Annotated in this window: 16 protein-coding genes; 12 read left to right on the forward strand and 4 right to left on the reverse strand. The window is 69.2% G+C overall.

Features of this window, described 5'->3' with window-relative positions; genetic code table 11:
- Positions 1 to 51: 51 nt before the first annotated feature.
- Positions 52 to 537: a DUF1707 domain-containing protein gene (locus ACZ6YV_RS13020; protein WP_465509765.1), complete on the reverse strand. Its 486-nt coding sequence runs from the start codon at positions 535 to 537 to the stop codon at positions 52 to 54.
- 118 nt (positions 538 to 655) lie between these two features.
- On the opposite strand from ACZ6YV_RS13020, the gene xerD reads away from it, so the two are divergent.
- The 7 genes from xerD to ACZ6YV_RS13055 all read left to right on the forward strand — a co-directional run bounded on the left by xerD (position 656) and on the right by ACZ6YV_RS13055 (position 7,417).
- Positions 656 to 1,558, forward strand: coding sequence for a site-specific tyrosine recombinase XerD (xerD, locus tag ACZ6YV_RS13025; RefSeq protein WP_465510174.1), 903 nt, complete (start codon positions 656 to 658; stop codon positions 1,556 to 1,558).
- A gap of 92 nt (positions 1,559 to 1,650) precedes the next feature.
- A complete protein-coding gene (locus ACZ6YV_RS13030; RefSeq protein ID WP_378245087.1) occupies positions 1,651 to 2,667 on the forward strand; it encodes a ParA family protein in 1,017 nt (338 codons plus the stop codon).
- Positions 2,664 to 3,083 carry a cobyrinic acid a,c-diamide synthase gene (locus ACZ6YV_RS13035; protein ID WP_378245089.1) on the forward strand — a complete coding sequence of 140 codons (420 nt, stop codon included), beginning with the start codon at positions 2,664 to 2,666 and terminating at the stop codon, positions 3,081 to 3,083. Before ACZ6YV_RS13030 ends, ACZ6YV_RS13035 begins: the two co-directional genes overlap by 4 nt.
- Entirely contained in the window at positions 3,083 to 4,018 is a 936-nt protein-coding gene (locus ACZ6YV_RS13040) for a segregation and condensation protein A (protein WP_465509766.1), read from the forward strand. Before ACZ6YV_RS13035 ends, ACZ6YV_RS13040 begins: the two co-directional genes overlap by 1 nt.
- Complete coding sequence (gene scpB / locus ACZ6YV_RS13045) at positions 4,015 to 4,713, forward strand: SMC-Scp complex subunit ScpB (protein ID WP_465509767.1); 699 nt, start codon at positions 4,015 to 4,017, stop codon at positions 4,711 to 4,713. The genes ACZ6YV_RS13040 and scpB overlap by 4 nt, the downstream gene beginning before the upstream one ends.
- Entirely contained in the window at positions 4,703 to 5,455 is a 753-nt protein-coding gene (locus tag ACZ6YV_RS13050; RefSeq protein ID WP_378245095.1) for a pseudouridine synthase, read from the forward strand. Before scpB ends, ACZ6YV_RS13050 begins: the two co-directional genes overlap by 11 nt.
- Before the next feature lie 93 nt (positions 5,456 to 5,548).
- Positions 5,549 to 7,417, forward strand: coding sequence for a Xaa-Pro dipeptidyl-peptidase (locus ACZ6YV_RS13055; protein ID WP_465510175.1), 1,869 nt, complete (start codon positions 5,549 to 5,551; stop codon positions 7,415 to 7,417).
- Positions 7,418 to 7,490: 73 nt separating this feature from the next.
- Here the strand turns inward: ACZ6YV_RS13055 and ACZ6YV_RS13060 are convergent, their stop codons facing one another.
- Genes ACZ6YV_RS13060 through ACZ6YV_RS13070 form a run of 3 tightly spaced genes read right to left on the reverse strand, consistent with a single transcriptional unit; the run spans position 7,491 to position 9,584 of the window.
- Positions 7,491 to 8,687: a cation:proton antiporter gene (locus ACZ6YV_RS13060; protein WP_465509768.1), complete on the reverse strand. Its 1,197-nt coding sequence runs from the start codon at positions 8,685 to 8,687 to the stop codon at positions 7,491 to 7,493.
- 6 nt (positions 8,688 to 8,693) lie between these two features.
- Positions 8,694 to 9,176, reverse strand: a complete 483-nt coding sequence (locus ACZ6YV_RS13065) for a cation:proton antiporter regulatory subunit (protein WP_465509769.1) — start codon at positions 9,174 to 9,176, stop codon at positions 8,694 to 8,696.
- 15 nt (positions 9,177 to 9,191) lie between these two features.
- Positions 9,192 to 9,584 (reverse strand): DUF4267 domain-containing protein, encoded by a 393-nt coding sequence (locus ACZ6YV_RS13070; protein ID WP_465509770.1) that lies wholly within the window; start codon positions 9,582 to 9,584, stop codon positions 9,192 to 9,194.
- Positions 9,585 to 9,793: 209 nt separating this feature from the next.
- On the opposite strand from ACZ6YV_RS13070, the gene cmk reads away from it, so the two are divergent.
- The 5 genes from cmk to ACZ6YV_RS13095 all read left to right on the forward strand — a co-directional run bounded on the left by cmk (position 9,794) and on the right by ACZ6YV_RS13095 (position 18,212).
- Positions 9,794 to 10,498: a (d)CMP kinase gene (gene cmk, locus ACZ6YV_RS13075; RefSeq protein ID WP_465510176.1), complete on the forward strand. Its 705-nt coding sequence runs from the start codon at positions 9,794 to 9,796 to the stop codon at positions 10,496 to 10,498.
- Entirely contained in the window at positions 10,495 to 11,169 is a 675-nt protein-coding gene (locus tag ACZ6YV_RS13080) for a lysophospholipid acyltransferase family protein (RefSeq protein WP_465509771.1), read from the forward strand. Before cmk ends, ACZ6YV_RS13080 begins: the two co-directional genes overlap by 4 nt.
- 3 nt (positions 11,170 to 11,172) lie before the next feature.
- The gene (gene der, locus ACZ6YV_RS13085; RefSeq protein ID WP_465509772.1) at positions 11,173 to 12,657 is read left to right on the forward strand and encodes a ribosome biogenesis GTPase Der; all 1,485 of its coding nucleotides are present in this window, start codon (positions 11,173 to 11,175) and stop codon (positions 12,655 to 12,657) included.
- Positions 12,658 to 12,903: 246 nt separating this feature from the next.
- Entirely contained in the window at positions 12,904 to 16,779 is a 3,876-nt protein-coding gene (locus tag ACZ6YV_RS13090) for a Pls/PosA family non-ribosomal peptide synthetase (RefSeq protein WP_465509773.1), read from the forward strand.
- Positions 16,780 to 16,799: 20 nt separating this feature from the next.
- The gene (locus tag ACZ6YV_RS13095; protein ID WP_465509774.1) at positions 16,800 to 18,212 is read left to right on the forward strand and encodes a M1 family metallopeptidase; all 1,413 of its coding nucleotides are present in this window, start codon (positions 16,800 to 16,802) and stop codon (positions 18,210 to 18,212) included.
- The last annotated feature ends 122 nt before the right edge of the window (positions 18,213 to 18,334 follow it).

Here is an 18,334-nt window from a genome sequence, read left to right on the forward strand (position 1 = left end):
GACTCGTGAGTGGTAAGGACGGTTCTAACCGTCCTTACCACTCACGAGTCTTTAGTCGTGCAGACGGTGGCCTTGCGCGTCGGTGCCGCCGTTCGCCAGCAGGACGATCCCGTCGACGATCGGCCAGACCACCCCGATACCGCAGGTGAACACCACGACCGCCAGCTGGGCGAGCGCGATCCCGATATGGCCGGTGTAGAAGCGCCCGATCCCGAACGGCAGCACGATCTGCAGCACCCCGGCGGCGACCTTCGACTTCGGTGAGTACGGCAGGATCGCGACAGGCTGCTGGTAGACGGGGACGAAGGGCGGCGGCTCGAACCGCGGTGCCAGGAACGTCGGATGCGGCGCGGGCAGGTCCTGGAACAGTGGCCGGATTTCGCCGAGCGTCGCGGCCTCGTACGCGGCGAGGACCCGGCCCTCGTACTCGTCGGGCGTGATCCTGCCCTGGCTGTAGTGATCGGCGAGCAGGCGCGCCGCCTCTTCGCGTTCGGCGGTGCCGACGCGCATTTCCTCCGGACCCGGTTGCTCGGACATGCTCCCAAGGTAGCCCGTTTCACACCCGCGACGCGGTATGCGCGGCGAACCCCCGAATGGGTCCCGGTGGTCCTAGAGTGTCCGTGTGTCACGGGCCGGCGGTGCAGGAGTCGCCCAGGTGGTCGGCGCTTACCTCGACCATCTGGTGGTCGAGCGCGGAACGGCGAGGAACACCCTCGACAGTTACTCCCGCGACCTGCGCCGGTACACCGCGTACCTCGGCGGCGCCGACGTCGAGCGATTCACAGACGTCACCTCGGCGCACATCACCTCATTCGGCGCCGCGCTGCGCGAAGGCGACGAAGAACACCAGCCGCTGGCCGCGTCCTCGGCGGCCCGCGCGCTGGTCGCGGTGCGGGGGCTGCACAAGTTCGCGCACGCCGACGGCATCACCGAGAACGACCCGGCCCGCGAGGTCCGCCCGCCCGCCGCGGCCAAGCGGCTGCCCAAGGCGCTGCCGGTCGACGACGTGCTGAAACTGCTGGAAGCCCCGCCGCCCGAGGGCGAACGGCCGCTGCGGGACCGGGCGCTGCTGGAACTGCTCTACTCCACCGGCGCGCGGATCTCCGAGGCCGTCGGGCTCGACGTCGACGACATCGACGACACCGAACGGACCGTGCTGCTCGACGGGAAGGGCGGCAAACAGCGCATCGTGCCGATCGGCCGCCCCGCGCTCGAAGCGGTGCACGCGTACCTCGTCCGCGCGCGGCCCGCGCTCGCCGTGAACGGCCGGGGGACCCCGGCGATGTTCCTGAACGCCCGAGGCTCCCGGCTCTCCCGGCAGAGCGCGTGGCAGGTACTCAAGGACACCGCGGAATCCGCGGGCATCACGGCGGGAGTTTCCCCGCATACGTTGCGCCATTCCTTCGCCACGCATCTTCTCGAAGGCGGCGCGGACGTCCGCGTCGTACAGGAACTGCTCGGTCACGCTTCGGTGACCACCACCCAGGTGTACACGCTGGTCACGGTCACCACGCTCCGCGAGGTCTACGCGACAGCACATCCCCGCGCGCTCGGCTAATCGACCCTGTCGGTCCCGGCGAGCCTCTTTGTCTCGACTCGCGAATCGCGCATAGGCTGCCGACGACCCTGCCGAGGAGGAGATTTCGCGCCATGTCGACACCGAACGAGCCGGCGAAGCCGTCCGCGTCCGCTGGTTCGGCCGCGGCGAGCCTCCACCAGGTGACCATCGCAACCCCCGCCGAACACGACGGCGACGAACCGTCGGAGGACACGATCTCTTCCCGCGGCCGCAAGGCCAAGCGCGCCAAAGAAACCAAGCAGCAGGAACGCGAAAGGGAAGGCATCGGCCCGACCGGCCGCCCGCTGCGCGAGATCCCCGAACCGCGGCCGCTGGAGCGGCACGGTCCCGCACTGGTGATGGCCATGTGCAACCAGAAGGGCGGGGTCGGCAAGACCACCTCGACCATCAACCTCGGCGCGGCGCTGGCCGAATGCGACCGCCGGGTGCTGCTGGTCGACTTCGACCCCCAGGGCGCGCTCTCGGTCGGCCTCGGCATTCAGCCGCACGAACTGGACCAGACGGTCTACAACGTCATCATGGAGCGCTCGGTCAGCATCACCGACGTCATCCGGAAGACCCGGGTGGACGGCGTCGACCTGCTGCCGAGCAACATCGACCTGTCCGCGGCCGAGGTCCAGTTGGTCGCAGAGGTAGGGCGCGAACACACTTTGTTACGGGTCCTTCGTCCGGTCATGAACGACTACGACTATGTTCTTGTCGACTGCCAGCCCTCGCTAGGCCTGCTGACGGTGAACGCACTGACCGCCGCGGACGGTGTGATCATCCCGCTGGAGTGCGAGTTCTTCAGTCTGCGAGGCGTAGCGCTCCTGATCGACACCATCGAGAAGGTGCAGGAACGCCTCAACCCCAAACTGGACATCACCGGGATTCTCGCCACCATGTACGACCCGAGAACCCTGCACTCGAAGGAGGTCATGGCGAGAGTGGTGGAGGCATTCGGCGACACCGTGTTCGACACGGTGATCAACCGCACCGTGCGGTTCCCCGAGACGACGGTCGCGGGCGAGCCGATCACGACCTGGGCTCCCAAATCAGCCGGCGCGGCGGCCTATCGCGCGTTGGCACGCGAGGTGATCGCTCGGTGAGCAGGCGAGCTTCCCTGCCCGGAGCGTCCGAACTTTTCAGGATCACCTCCAGCCCGGCCCTCGATCTCCCGCCCGCGCCCGCGCAGCCCGCCCCCTCGACGGGGAACGGCAACGGGAACGGTTCCGGGGACGAGACAGCGCACAAGGACCAGCTGACCCGTGCCGCCCGCAGCGGTTCGGGGCGGACCAAGCACGACGCGAAGATCACCGTCTACGTCTCCGGCGACGAACTGCTGGCGATGGAGCAGGCCAGGCTGAACCTCCGGGCGAAGCACGGGCTCGTGCTCGATCGCGGCAGGCTGGTCCGAGAGGCGGTGGCCGTCCTGCTGGCCGACTTCGACGCGGCGGGCGAAGAGTCGGTACTCGTCCAGCGATTGCGGGCGGGCAGCGAGGACGGGAAAGAGACCGAGAGCTGATGGACGACCCGGCCGCGGCTGCTCCCAGCGGCCCGGAGCCGGTCGAGCGGACAGAAGCAGAAGAGACCCCCGCCGTGCACGAGACCGTGCACGGCGGGATGGTTCCCGAAGGACTGGCCAGTGAAGAGCTGAGCACGTCCAAGTTCAAGGTGAACCTGGCGAACTTCCAGGGCCCCTTCGACCTGCTGCTCCAGCTGATCTCGCAGCACCAGCTCGACGTCACCGAAGTCGCGCTGCACCGGGTCACGGACGATTTCATCGCCTACACCCGCGCGCTCGGCACGGACTGGAACCTCGACGAGACGACCGAGTTCCTGGTCATCGCGGCGACCCTGCTCGACCTCAAGGCGGCACGGCTGCTGCCCGCCGCCGAAGTGGAGAGCGAAGACGATCTCGCCCTGCTCGAAGCACGGGACCTGCTGTTCGCGCGAGTGCTGCAGTACCGGGCGTACAAGCAGGTCGCGGCGCTGTTCGGTGAGCTGGAGGCCGGCGCGCTGCGGCGGTATCCGCGATCGGTGGCGCTCGAAGACCGGTTCATGGGGCTGCTGCCCGAGGTGATGCTCGGTGTCGACCCGGCGAAGTTCGCGGAGATCGCTGTCGCGGTCTTCAAGCCGAAGCCGCCGCCGACGGTGTCGATCGCGCACATCCACATGGGCCGGGTCTCGGTGCGCGAGCACGCCGCGTTGCTGCGGCTCAAGCTCGCGGAACGGGGCGAAGCGACCTTCACCGAGCTCGTCGAGGACTGCGAGCACACCGTCGAGATCGTGGCGCGGTTCCTCGCACTGCTGGAGCTGTACCGGGAGGCGACGGTCCAGTTCGAGCAGCTGGAGGCGCTCGCCGAACTGCACGTGCGCTGGACCGGCGGGTCCGTGGCGGAGGCGTCGGTGGCGGCCGAACACGATCTGGCCGTCGTCGAGGACGAGGAGTACGGGTGAGCCCGGAGAACACCGAAGAGACCGAGAAGACCGAAGACACCCCAGTGGCGCCCGAAGAGACTTCGGAGCCCGACGCGCCCGTTGCCGAGCCCGAAGCCGAGCCGCCTGCCGACGAAGGGCTCGTGGCGGCGGGTGACGGCGACTATCCCGACGTCACCTCCGACGAGGTGCTCGAAGCGGCGCTCGAGGCGTTGCTCCTGGTCGTCGACTCGCCGATCAACGAGGAATCGCTCGCCGAAACCGTCGGCCAGCCCGTGTCGCGGGTGACCGTCGCGCTGCGCACGATGGCGCAGAAGTTCACCGACCGGACCAGCGGAATCGACCTGCGCCGAGTCGGCGAAGGGTGGCGGTTCTACACTAGGGACGTCTATGCCCCGTTCGTGGAGAAGCTTCTGCTCGACGGCCAGCGTTCCAAGCTGACGCGAGCCGCGCTGGAGAGCCTCGCCGTGATCGCCTATCGGCAGCCGGTGACCAGGGCCAGGGTCGCCGCCGTCCGAGGTGTGAACGTGGACGGGGTGGTCAGGACGCTGCTGGCGCGCGGCCTGATCGAGGAGATGGGGGCCGACCCCGAAACCACTGGCACGCTGTACGTGACGACCGAGCTGTTCCTGGAGCGACTGGGACTGTCGTCCCTGGCCGACCTTCCCCCGATCGCTCCCTTGCTACCCGAAGTGGACACCATCGATGACATCTGACGCCCATCCCGACGGCATTCGGCTGCAGAAGGTCCTTTCGCAGGCCGGCGTCGCCTCGCGGCGCGCGGCCGAGGACCTGATCGTGCGCGGTCGCGTGAGCGTGGACGGCAAGGTGGTCACCGAACTCGGCCGCCGGGTCGATCCGGACAACTCCGTGATCCACGTGGACGGCACCCGCGTCCAGGTCCGCGAGGACCTCGTGTACCTCGTGCTGAACAAGCCCAAGGGCGTGCACAGCACGATGAGCGACGACCGCGGCCGCCCGTGCGTCGGCGACTATCTGCGCGGCCGGTACGAGGAGACGCCCGGCATCGTGCACGTCGGCAGGCTCGACGAGAACACCGAAGGCCTCCTGCTGCTCACCAACGACGGCGACCTCGGCCACCGGCTGATGCACCCGTCGTTCCAGGTGCTGAAGACCTACTTCGCCGAGGTCGAGGGCATCGTCCCGCGCGGCCTTGGCAAGGAACTGCGGGCGGGCTTCGAGCTGCCCGACGGCATCGTGAAGGTCGACCAGTTCCGGGTCAAGGACATGCTGGCCGGGCGGACCCAGATCGAGCTGGTCATCCACGAGGGGCGCAAGCACGTCGTGCGGCGGCTGATGGCGGCCACCGGGCACCCGGTGCGCAAACTGGTCCGGACCGCGCTCGGCGACGTCCAGCTCGGCGCCCAGCGGTCGGGCTCGATCCGGCGGCTGAACCGCGGCGAGGTCGGCTCGCTCTACCGCGCTGTCGATCTGTAAGACTTTCCGCTCTACTGCACGGGTGACCATCGCGTTTAGCTCTTCCTGACGGGCTTTCAGCCGACGGGGAAGGGCTCAACCGTGAAAACAGTTGTGCTGGCAGGGATCTTGGCGGTCGCCGCGGTCGTGGTCGCGGCGCCGCAGTCCGCGGCGAAACCGCGGGGCAGCGAACCGGTCTACGACTTCGCCCAGGCCGTCCGCGAGACGGCCTGGGTGGACATCGGCCTCGACGGGGACGGCGACGGCCGCTCGGACCGGGTCGCCGCCGACATCATCCGCCCGAAGGAACCGGCGGCGCAGGGCAAGAAGGTCCCGGTCATCATGGACGCGAGCCCGTACTACTCGTGCTGCGGGCGCGGCAACGAGAGCGAGCTCAAGACCTACGACTCGGCGGGCAGGCCGGTCGGGTTCCCGCTCTACTACGACAACTTCTTCGTACCTCGCGGGTACGCCGTGGTCTTGGTGGATCTGGCGGGCACCAACAAGTCCCGCGGCTGCACCGACATCGGCGGACCGTCGGACGTCAACTCGGCGCGCAAGGTCGTCGACTGGCTCAACGGCCGCGCGAACGGCTACACGACGGCGACCGGCTCGGCCAGGACGAACGCTTCCTGGTCGACGGGCGCGGTCGGCATGATCGGGAAGTCCTACGACGGCACGGTGGCCAACGGCGTCGCCGCGACCGGTGTCGACGGGCTCAAGACCATCGTGCCGATCGGTGCCATCAGCTCCTGGTACGACTACTACCGCTCCGACGGCGCGAGCCTGCGCCAGGGCAGCCCGGCGGGGCTGGCGCAGACGGTGTCCCAGCGCAACGGCGGGCAGAACTGCGGCGCGGCGAACCAGAAACTCACCGCGGGCGCGACCTCGAACGGCGACTACAACGCCTTCTGGCTCGACAGGGACTACGTCCAGAGCGCCTCGAAGGTGAAGGCCAGCGTGCTCGCTTCGCACGGCCTGGGCGATCTGAACGTCAAGACGATCAACTTCGGGCAGTGGTGGGAAGCGCTGAACGTCGAGCGCAAGATCTGGCTGACGCAGGCCGGCCACGTCGACCCGTTCGACTACCGGCGTTCGGCCTGGGTCGACACCCTGCACAAGTGGTTCGACCACTACCTGCTCGGCGTCGACAACGGCATCGAGAAGACCCCTGGCGCGAGCGTGGAACGCGAGCCCGATGTCTGGGTGGACCAGGCGGCGTGGCCCGCGGGGAACGCCGTCACCCTGCGGCCCGCGTCCGGCGGCACCCCGGGTGTCGGCACGCTCGGCACGACCGCGGGAACGGGCACGGTGTCGTTCACGGACTCCTCGGGGCAGACGTCGAACGGCTGGGCGGCGAGGCCGACGGAGACCGCGAGCGGACGCGTGCTGTTCAGCACCGGCGCGCTCGCGAAGGACCTTCAGGTGTCCGGGACGGCGAAGGTGACTGTGACCGCGACGCCGTCGACGTCCACGGCGCGGCTTTCGGCGATCCTGGTGGACTACGGCCCTGCGACCATCCGGAACTACACCGGGCCCAAGGAAGGCATCAAGAACGAGATGACGCAGTCGTGCTGGGGTTCAAGCGCTTCCGGCAATGACGCCTGCTACCTGAACACGAGCACCGACGCGGTCTCAGTGGGGCTGAACATCATCAGCCGCGGTTGGGCGGATCTGGCCAACTACCGTTCCCTGAGCCAGGAATCGCCGCTGACACCGGGGCAGCCGTACACCGTGACTTTCCGGCTGGCGAGTACGGATCACGTTGTCCCGCAAGGACATCAGCTCGCGCTGATCATCGGCGGGACGGACGGCTCGTTCATCTCGGGTCCGTCGCAGTACCCGAAGATCACGGTGGACCTCGGCAAGACTTCGCTGGCGCTGCCTGTGGTGGGCTCTGGACCGTCGGCCGTTCCGGCGGCGCTTCCGGCGGCTCCGGTGGGGATCGCTCCCGCCACCGTTTCGGGGCTTGAGCGCGGCTAGGCCAGTGCTATGAAAGGCCCGTTACTCGCAAAATTTGCGAGTAACGGGCCTTTCATAGCGCGCGGGAGAGGGGTCAGCCGGTTTGCGAGGCGGGGCTCTTCGAGCCGAAGGGGCGGCGCTGCAGAGCGCGGGCCACCGGCTCCACGATCCGCGCGGCCGTCGGGCCGAGGATCGCCATCAGGAGCACGTACGCCGTCGCGAGCGCCGCGAGTTCGCCGGTCACGGCGCCCGCAGCCACCGCCAACCCGGCGATGACGATCGAGAACTCGCCTCGGGCGACCAAGGCCGCTCCGGCACGAGCCCGGCCCATCTTCCCGATGCCTTGTCTTCGCGCGGCCCACCATCCTGTGCCGACCTTCGTGAGCGTGGTCGCCACCGCCAGGACGACCGCCCAGCCGAGCACGGGCGGGATCGACGCGGGGTTGGTGTTGAGCCCGAACACGACGAAGAACACGGCCGCGAAGAGGTCTCGCAGCGGTTCGAGCATGTGCGTCGCGTTCTCCGCCGTCGAACCCGAGATCGCGATGCCGAGCAGGAACGCGCCGACCGCGGCCGAAACCTGCATGGCCGAAGCGAGGCCGGCGACCAGCAGCGCCGCGCCGAGGACCTTGAGGAGGAACACTTCGCGATCCGGGCTGTCCACCGCCGCGGAGACGTACCTGCCGAACTTCAGCGCGATCACCAGCACCACCGTGATCACCATCAGCGAGATCCCGACGGCCTTCAACCCGCCGAGGAAGCTGACACCGCCGAGCACCGCCGTGAGGATCGGCAGGTACAGCGCCATCACCAGGTCTTCGAACACCAGGATCGACAGCACTACCGGCGTTTCGCGGTTACCGAGCCGTCCGAGGTCGCCGAGTACCTTCGCGATGATCCCGGACGACGAGATGTACGTGACGCCCGCCATGACGATCGCGCCGATCGGACCCCAGCCGAGGATGAGCGCGACGATCGCGCCCGGCGCGGCGTTGAGCACGATGTCCACGAGCCCCGCCATCCACGAGCGTTTCAGCCCGGTGAACAGTTCGGCTGCCGAGTACTCCAGGCCGAGCAGGAGCAGCAGCAAGACGACACCGATCTCGCTGGCGAGGTGGGTGAAGTCGCCGATGTCGCCGAGCGGGATCAACCCGCCCTGCCCGAAGCACAGGCCACCGATCAGGTAAAGCGGGATCGGGGACATCCCGATCTTCCCGGCGAGGCGCCCCAACGCGCCCAGCCCGAAGAAGACCGCCCCGAGTTCGATCAAGGACAGTGCGGTGTGATCCATCTGCGATCAGCCGTACTTCAGGATCTTGACGGCGGCTTCGAGACCTTCGGACGTGCCGACCGCGACGAGCACGTCGCCGGCGGTGAGGTTGAAGTCCGGGGTGGGGGAGGGGTGGACCTGACCGGCCCGCATCACGGCGACGACCGAGACGCTCGTCCGCGTCCGCATGGCGGTGTCGCCCAGCGTCCGCCCGTCGAACGGCGACGACGACTTGATCGGCAGCTGCTTGGTGTTGATGCCGGGCAGGTCCCGGTGCTCCTCGGTGAGCTGGGCGACCAGCTGGGGCGCGCCGAGCAGGTTCGCCAGCGCGCCCGCCTCGTCGGTGGTGAGCGGAAGTGAGGCCAAACAGGCGTCCGGATCGTCCGTTTTGGACAGAATCAGCTCGACGTGACCATCGCGATGGGTCACGACGCCGACACGGCGGCCGTTGCGGGTGGCGAAGTCCTTGCGGACGCCTATTCCAGGGAGCGGGGTCACTTCGACGTTCACGTGAACAACGATAACTCACTGTCCGTTTTGCGCGGGACGGATCAGGAACAACGCCGAGACCAGCACCATCAGTGCGGCCGTCGCGCCGTGGATCCCGAACGCGGCGCCGGGGGAGCCGTCGTGGGTCAGCACGATCAGCATGTCGCCGAACGGGATGAACGCCATCGCGAGGAGTGCCCAGCCCAGTGCTCGGGCGTTCCGGAACAGGAGCAGCGCGAGGACCACGAGTCCGGTGCCGATGTCGCGGACGCCCTTCACCGCGAGGATCGGATCGCCCTTCACCGGCATGACGGGCAGGCCGAAGCCGCCCGTCTGGGTCTCCGGGAAGAACACGTAACCGGTGCCGAAGTAGAGGACGAAGAGCGCGAGGGCGAGGGAAAGGGCGTAAGCGATCTTGATTCTGGTCATGGTCTCCGACTCCGGAAGCTAGCGGTGCTAGGAACAATGTGGACGCTAGCAATAGTGTCGATAGTTTGTCTAGCACCGCTAGAAACTTGATTCGGCCACTTCGCCGTGGGCGGTCGAGGCCTGCCGTTCGCGACCAGGCAGAATGGACGTCGATCAGATGAGCGACGGATGAGCTGAGGAGAGTTTCGGTGGCGGGAGCCCTGCGTGGTGTGGTCGCGATGGACGGCCCGTCCGGAACCGGGAAATCCACGGTTTCGCGGAAGCTCGCGACGAAGCTCGGCGCCGGCTACCTCGACACGGGCGCGATGTACCGCATGGCCACCCTCGCCGTCCTGCGCGCCGGGGTCGACCTGGCCGACGCGGACGCTGTCGCCGACGTCGCCCGCAAGGCCGAGCTCGGCATCGGGACCAGCCCTGACGAAGCGACCGTGACCCTCGCGGGCGAGGACGTCGCCGCCGAGATCCGCGGCGCGGACGTCACCACCGCGGTGTCGCCGGTTTCGGCCGTCCCCGCGGTCCGCGAACTGCTGGTCGACAGGCAGCGCGAGATCATCGCCGAGGTGCTCGGCCGCGTCGGCGGCATCGTGGTCGAAGGCCGCGACATCGGCACCGTCGTCTCGCCGGACGCCCCGCTCAAGATCTTCCTCACCGCCTCGGCCGAGGTCCGTGCCGCGCGCCGCAGCGCGCAGGACTCCGCCGCCGGTCGTGAGTCCACGCATGCCGTCGCGAAGGCCGCGGTGGAACGGCGTGACCGCCTGGACTCCACGCGGGCGGCGTCCCCGCTGCGCGCGGCCGAAGACGCCGTTGAGGTGGACACCTCCGCGCTCGACATCGACCAGGTGATCGTCGCCCTGGCGGAACTGGCCCTGCACCGCGGCCTGCTCGAAGGCTGCCCCGCCGAGGCCGCGCGGTGAACGCGAAAGGACTGCCCGAGGGCGCGAGCGACCCGTTCCACACCTTCGGCCGGGGGATCTCGAAGTTCCTCGTCCGGCCCGCGTTCCGCGTCCGGGTCCACGGCGCCGAGCGGGTGCCGTCGTCCGGTCCGGTGGTGTTCATGGCCAACCACAGCTCGATGGCCGAACCGGCGCTGCTGTTCGGAATGTTCTCGCGGCGCACCGCGTTCCTGGTCAAGGCGGAGCTCTTCCGGGGCTTCGTAGGCTGGTTCTTCCCGAAACTGGGCCAGATCCCGGTGAAACGGGGCGCGGTGGACCGCAAACCGCTGATGGCGGCGGTCAAGGTGCTCGAAGACGGCGGTGCGGTCGGGATCTTCCCCGAAGGCACCCGCGGTCTCGGTGACGCCGAAAACTTCGAGCGCGGCGCGGCCTTCCTGGTCCGCGCCGGGAAGGCGACCGTGGTTCCGGTCGCCACTCGGGGGACGTACAAACCCGCCGGCGCCAAGAGGCGCTGGCGGCCACACGTCGACATCATGGTCGGCGAACCTTTCACTCCCGAAATCGGGAAGGGAAGGACAGGGCTGGAGGAGGGAACCGAGCGGCTTCGCATCGCGCTCGCGGACCTCGTGAAGGCACTGGACGAATGGCGCTTGGAGCACGGGCTCCAAGACACGCGACAGAATGTGAAGTAACTGATGAGCGAGCTTGACGGAGTCGGCGAAATCGACGGCTCCTGGTCCGACGAGTCCGAATTCACCGCGCTGGACGCGCAGATCGCCGCGGGCGAGGCCGAAGAGGAGGCGCAGCTCGCGCAGCCGGTCCTCGCCGTCGTCGGCAGGCCGAACGTGGGCAAGTCGACCCTGGTCAACCGTATTCTCGGCCGCCGCGAAGCGGTCGTGCAGGACGTCCCCGGCGTGACCAGGGACCGCGTCGCCTACGACGCCTTCTGGGCGGGCCGCCGGTTCACCCTGGTCGACACGGGCGGCTGGGAGCCGGACGCCACCGGACTGCAGGCCTCCGTCGCCGCGCAGGCCGAGATCGCGATGGCCACCGCCGACGCGGCACTGCTGGTCATCGACGCCAGCGTCGGCGCGACCGCGACGGACGAGGCCGCCTCGAAGGTGCTGCGCCGCTCGAAGAAGCCGGTGCTGCTCGTCGCCAACAAGGTCGACGACGACCGCCTGCTCGCCGACACCGCGTCGCTGTGGTCGCTCGGCCTCGGGGAACCGCACCCGGTCAGCGCGCTGCACGGGCGTAGCTCGGGCGACCTGCTCGACGCCATCGTCAAGGCGCTGCCGACGATGCCGCGCGACGGCGACCGCGCCACCGCCGGCCCGCGCCGCGTCGCGCTGGTCGGCAAGCCGAACGTGGGCAAGTCCAGCCTCCTGAACAAGATCTCCGGCGAAGAGCGGTCCGTGGTGGACTCGGTCGCCGGTACCACCGTCGACCCGGTCGACTCGCTGGTCGAGCTGGACGGCGACGTCTGGCGGTTCGTCGACACCGCGGGGCTGCGCAAGCGCGTCAACTCGGCCAATGGCGCGGAGTACTACGCGTCGCTGCGGACCAAGACCGCGATCGACGCGGCCGAGGTCGCGATCGTGCTGCTGGACGCCGCGGAGCCGCTTTCGGAGCAGGACCTGCGGGTGCTGACGATGGTCGTCGAGGCGGGCCGCGCCTGCGTGCTCGCCTTCAACAAGTGGGACCTCGTCGACGAGGACCGCCGCCACGCCATGGTCCGTGAGCTGGACCGAGGCCTGGTGCGGGTGCCGTGGGCGGACAAGGTCAACATCTCGGCGCTCACCGGCCGGTCCGTGCGCAAGCTCGCGCCCGCGCTGCGGACCGCGCTGAAGTCGTGGGACCAGCGGGTGCCCACCGGGCAGCTGAACGGCTGGCTGGCCGACCTCATCGCCGCGACCCCGCCGCCGGTGCGCGGCGGCAAGCAGCCGAAGGTGCTCTTCGCGACCCAGGCGGGCATTCGGCCGCCGACGCTGGTCCTTTTCACCACCGGATTCCTCGAAGCGGGATATCGGCGGTTCATCGAACGCAAGTTCCGTGAGCGATTCGGCTTCGAAGGCAGCCCCGTCCGGGTGAATATCCGAGTACGGGAAAAGAAGCAGCGACCCAAGGTCGGCGGAAAAGCGGCGGGTAATAAGTCGACGGGAACATCCAAGAAGCACTGACTTCTCACGATGTAGGTGAATTGTTCACTGGGTGGACACGTCGATGACCTCGGGTTTCGGCGTGTCCACCGGTGAGTTTCGACACTCTGCCGAGACCCTCCCGAGATATGCCGTTGACCTGCGGTAAAGTGATTGGTCTGCTGGCGGGCGCCTCATTCGGAGAGCGAGCCCGAATGACGCACTTCGCGAAAGGTGTGTGATGGGCTTGCGCGCCCATGGCTTTGTTCTGTCCACGGTGATGGCCCGATGACACTGACCGCCGATTCCCGGCCGATCGCCTGTGTCGCCGACGTCACCGTCTCCCCGTCCCCGGCTCCCGTCGCCGACCGCGCCCTCTTCTGGTCCGGTCTGGGCGCCGGTGAGCGCACCCTGATCGACATCGTCGCCGAGACCGCCGCCCGCCACCCCAACGCGGGCGCGATCGACGACGGCGAGACCACGCTGTCCTACCGCAAGCTCGTCGAGGAGATCGACGCCTACGGCCGAAAGCTGACAGCCAACGGCGTCGGCGTCGGCGACCGGGTCGGCGTCCGGATCTCCTCCGGCACCGCGGAGCTCTACGTCGCGATCCTCGCCATCCTGTCCGTCGGCGCCGCCTACGTGCCTGTCGACGCGGACGACCCGGACGAGCGCGCCGAACTGGTCTTCGGCGAGGCCGACGTCGCCGCCGTCGTCTCCGATGGCGGCGCGATCACCGTCCTCGGTTCGCCCGGCGGTATCGAAGGCTCGCCCGCTCCGGCCGATGACGCCTGGATCATCTTCACCTCCGGTTCGACCGGAAAGCCGAAGGGCGTCGCGGTCTCGCACGCGTCCGCGGCCGCTTTCGTCGACGCCGAGGCCCAGCTGTTCCTCACCGAGGAGCCGATCGGCCCCGGCGACCGTGTGCTCGCCGGCCTGTCCGTCGCGTTCGACGCGTCCTGCGAAGAGATGTGGCTCGCCTGGCGCTACGGCGCCTGCCTGGTCCCGGCGCCGCGTTCGCTGGTCCGCACCGGCGTCGACCTCGGCCCGTGGCTCGTCGCGCAGGGCATCACCGTCGTCTCGACCGTCCCGACGCTGGCCGCGCTGTGGCCCGCCGACGCGCTCGAAGACGTCCGCCTGCTGATCTTCGGCGGCGAAGCCTGCCCGCCGGAGCTGGCCGAGCGGGTCGCCGTCGAAGGCCGCGAAGTCTGGAACACCTACGGCCCGACCGAGGCCACCGTCGTCGCCTGCGCAGCCCAGATGACCGGCGAAGGACCCGTCCGGATCGGCCTGCCGCTGGCCGGCTGGCAGCTCGCCGTCGTCAACGAGGCGGGCGAGCCGGTCGCGATGGGGGAGACCGGCGAGCTGGTCATCGGCGGTGTCGGCCTGGCCCGCTACCTGGACCCGGAGAAGGACGCCGAGAAGTTCGCGCCGCTGCCGTCACTGGGCTGGCGCCGCGCGTATCGCAGCGGTGACATGGTTCGCGCGGAGGCCGAGGGCCTGCTGTTCCTCGGACGTCTCGACGAGCAGGTCAAGCTCGGCGGCCGTCGCATCGAACTCGGCGAGGTCGACGCCGCGCTCCAGTCGCTGCCCGGTGTGCAGGGCGCGGCCGCCGCGATCCGCCGCACCAAGGCGGGCAACCAGGTCCTCGTCGGGTACGTCGTGCCCGCCGAGGGCGTGAAGTTCGACCACGACGAGGCCGCGACCCGGCTGCGCGAGCAGCTGCCCGCCGCGCTCGTCCCGCTGCTGGCGCTGATCGACGACCTGCCGACACGCACCTCCGGCAAGGTCGACCGCAACGCCCTGCCCTGGCCGCTGTCCACTGTGGACGCCGCCAAATCCGGTCTGTCGCCGACGGAGAGCTGGCTCGCCGAAGGTTGGGCGGAGATCCTGGGCGTCTCGGTCGACAACCCGAAGGCCGACTTCTTCACCAACGGCGGCGGCAGCCTGACGGCCGCGCAGCTGATCGCGCGGATCCGCACCCGCCACCCGCAGGTGTCGGTGAACGACATCTACGCCAACCCGAAGCTCGGCGCGCTCGCGTCGATGCTGGACGCGCTGAGCGGTCAGAAGACCGAACGCCGCGACATCGCGCCGACCCCGCGCAGGGCCGGGATCATCCAATCGCTGCTGATGATCCCGCTGATGGGCCTCGTCGGCCTGCGCTGGACGACGATCGCCGCGACGCTGTCGAACGTGCTGTCGCTGGCCGGTTTCGCCTGGGCTCCGACGCTGAACTGGGTGTGGATCGCCGTCGCGTGGGTCGCGCTGTTCAGCCCGGCGGGCCGGATCGCGATCTCGGCGACCGGTGCCCGGCTGCTGCTGCGCGGTGTCCGTCCCGGCAGCTACCCGCGCGGCGGGAATGTCCACTTGCGACTGTGGACGGCCGAGAAGCTCGCGGAGTTCAGCGGCGCGGACAGTGTCGCGGGCGCTTCCTGGATGACGACGTACGCCAAGGCACTCGGCGCGCGGATCGCCAAGGACGTCGACCTGCACTCGCCGCCGCCGGTCACCGGCATGCTGAAACTCGGCCGCGGTGCCGCCATCGAACCCGAGGTCGACCTGACCGGGCACTGGGTGGACGGCGACCTCGTGCACATCGGCAAGATCCGGATCGGCGCCGACGTGCGGATCGGCGCGCGCAGCACGCTGTTCCCCGGCGCGCGGATCGGCAAGGGCGCGGAGATCGCGGCCGGGTCGACAGTCCGCGGCAACGTGCCTGCCGCCCGTGTCACCAAGGACGCGCTGAAATGGCCGTCGAGCCGCCCGCCGCGTTCGCGGTTCTGGGCCACGGTCTACGGCGTGACCTCGGTCGCGCTGGGTCTGCTGCCCGCCGTCGCCGCCCTGCCCGCCATCGCGGTGCTGGGCTACGCGATCGCCGGAGCGCCTTCGCTGGGCGCCGCGCTCGGCCAGGCGCTGCTGTTCACGCCGCTCGCCACCGTCGCGTACTTCCTGACCTACGCCCTGCTCGTGCTCGTCGGCGTCCGTTCGCTGAGCATCGGCATGGTCGAGGGTTACCACCCCGTGCACGGCCGCGTCGCGTGGCAGGTCTGGGCGACCGAACGGCTGATGGGCATGGCGCGTGAAGGGCTGTTCCCCTTGTACGCCAGCCTGTTCACCCCGGTGTGGCTCCGGATGCTCGGGGCGAAGGTCGGCCGCAACGTCGAGGCGTCCACCGTCCTCGCGCTGCCGAAGATGACGCAGGTCGACAGCGGCGCGTTCCTCGCGGACGACACCATGGTCGCCACCTACGAACTCGGCCACGGCTGGCTGCACGTCGCGCCCGCCCGGATCGGCAAGCAGGCGTTCCTCGGCAACTCGGGGATGGCCGCGCCCGGCCGTTCGGTGCCCAAGCGCGGCCTGGTCGGCGTGCTGTCGTCGGCCCCGCTGAAGGCGAAGAAGGGCTCCTCGTACCTCGGGATGCCGCCGCTGCCGGTTCGCCGTTCGGTCGGCGAGTCCGACACGAGCCGCACCTACACGCCGCCGCTGCGGCTCAAGGCGGCCCGTGCGCTCGTCGAACTGTGCCGCATCGTGCCGGTGATGTGCGGCGTCGCGCTGACCGTGCTGGTCGCCGCCGCGATCTTCGCGCTCGCGTCGTCCTTCGGGTTCTTGGTCGCGCTGCTGCTCGGCGGGCCGCTGCTGCTCGCCGCCGGTGCCGTCGCCGCGCTGACCGCCACCGCGATGAAGTGGCTGCTGGTGGGCAAGTTCCGCGCGGTCGACCATCCGCTGTGGAGCTCGTTCGTCTGGCGCAACGAACTCGCCGACACCTTCGTCGAGGCGCTCGCCGTGCCGTGGCTGATCGGTTCGCTCGGCGGCACGCCGCTGCTGCCGGCTTGGCTGCGCACCATGGGCGTCAAGATCGGCAAGGGCGTGTGGTTGGAGACGTACTGGCTGCCCGAGTCGGACCTGGTGAGCCTGGGAGACGGCGCGACGATCAACCGCGGCTGCGTCGTCCAGACGCACCTTTTCCACGATCGGATCATGACGATGTCGCCGGTGACCCTGGACGAGGGAGCGACGCTCGGGCCGCACGGTATCGTGCTGCCTGGCGCTAGCATCGGCGCGCGGACGACCGTCGGACCGGGGTCTCTGGTGACCCGGGGCGACGCGATTCCCGCCGACTCGCGCTGGCTCGGGAATCCCATCTCGGCCTGGACGAAGTAGGGAAGCGGGGTCTTTCGCGGGTGATTTCGAAGGCCTCCGCGCAGCCCTCGCCCGGCGCGGACACCTCCGGCGACTCCTATCTGCCCCATCACGGTAACGGCGGTTACCGGGTCGGGCACTACGATCTGGAGCTGGACTACAAGATCGGTCCCAACCGGCTGTCGGCCTCCGCGGCCATCACCGCGGAGGCGACGCAGGCGCTGTCGCGGTTCACGCTCGACTTCGGCGAGTTCCGGATCAACCGGGTCCTGGTCAACGGGAAACCGGCGAAGTACACGCGGCGTGCGCACAAGCTGCAGGTGAAGCCCGCGAAGTCGCTGGCGCCCGGTAGCGAGTTCCTGGTCGAGGTCTACTACGTCGGCAACCCGCGGCCGCTTCCCGGGCTGTGGGGCGACATCGGCTGGGACGAACTGACCGATGGCTCGCTCGTCGCGAGCCAGCCGGTCGGGGCGCCGTCGTGGTTCCCTTGCAACGACCATCCGGCGGACAAGGCGACCTACCGCGTCGCGCTGACGACGTCTTCGCCGTATCTCGTGGCCGTCACGGGGAACCTGGTGTCGCGGCTTTCGCGCGCGAGTACCACCCGGTGGGTCTTCGAGCGCCCGGAGCCGACGCCGACGTACCTGATGAGCGTCCAAATCGGACGGTACGACGACGTCGAACTGGTCTCCGGTCCCCAGCCCGGTTGGTTCTCGCCGCCTTCGGTCTCGGCGTACCGGATCAGTCTCGACGGTGACTCCGTGGTTTCGTCGGTCCCGCAACGGGCCGCCGTGCCGCCGCGCCTACGCCGGGCCTTTTCGCGCGACTTCGGGCGGCAGGGCCGGATCATGGATTCACTGCAGCGGCTGTTCGGCCCGTACCCGTTCGGCGAGTATGTCATCGTGGTCACCGACGACGATCTCGACGACCCGATCGAAGCGCAGGGTATGTCGATCTTCGGCGCCAACCACGTCGACGGACGGCGCACCCACGAACGGCTCGTCGTGCACGAACTGGCGCACCAGTGGTTCGGCAACAGCCTGACCGTCGCCGACTGGCGGCACATCTGGCTGAACGAGGGCTTCGCGACGTACGCGGAATGGCTCTGGTCCGAGGAATCCGGCGGGCAGAGCGCGCACGCGTGGGCGAAGACGTGGCACGCGCGGATGAAGGCGAAGCCCGCGGATCTGCGCCTCGCCGACCCCGGGGTGTCGCGGATGTTCGACGAGCGGGTGTACAAACGCGGCGGCCTTCTGTTGCACGCCTTGCGTTCCTTAGTCGGCGATGAGGTCTTCTTCCCGCTGGTGAAGGCTTGGGCGATAGAGAACCGGCACGGTCTGGTGACTACCGCTGGTTTCGTCGCGCTGGCGGAACGCTTCGCTGGTCGCTCGCTTGCGCCTTTCTTCGACGCTTGGCTGGACGCTCCGGCGCTGCCTCCGCTTCCCGCTCCCTGACGCTCGGCTCGCTGACTCGAGATGTCCTGAAGGCCCCCTTTGAGACGATCAACGTCTCAAAGGGGGCCTTCAGGACATCCGGGGGAGTTATCCACAGATCGCTGGAAGGCACTGGCGCTCGG

It is taken from the genome of Amycolatopsis sp. NPDC102522 (assembly GCF_055584485.1).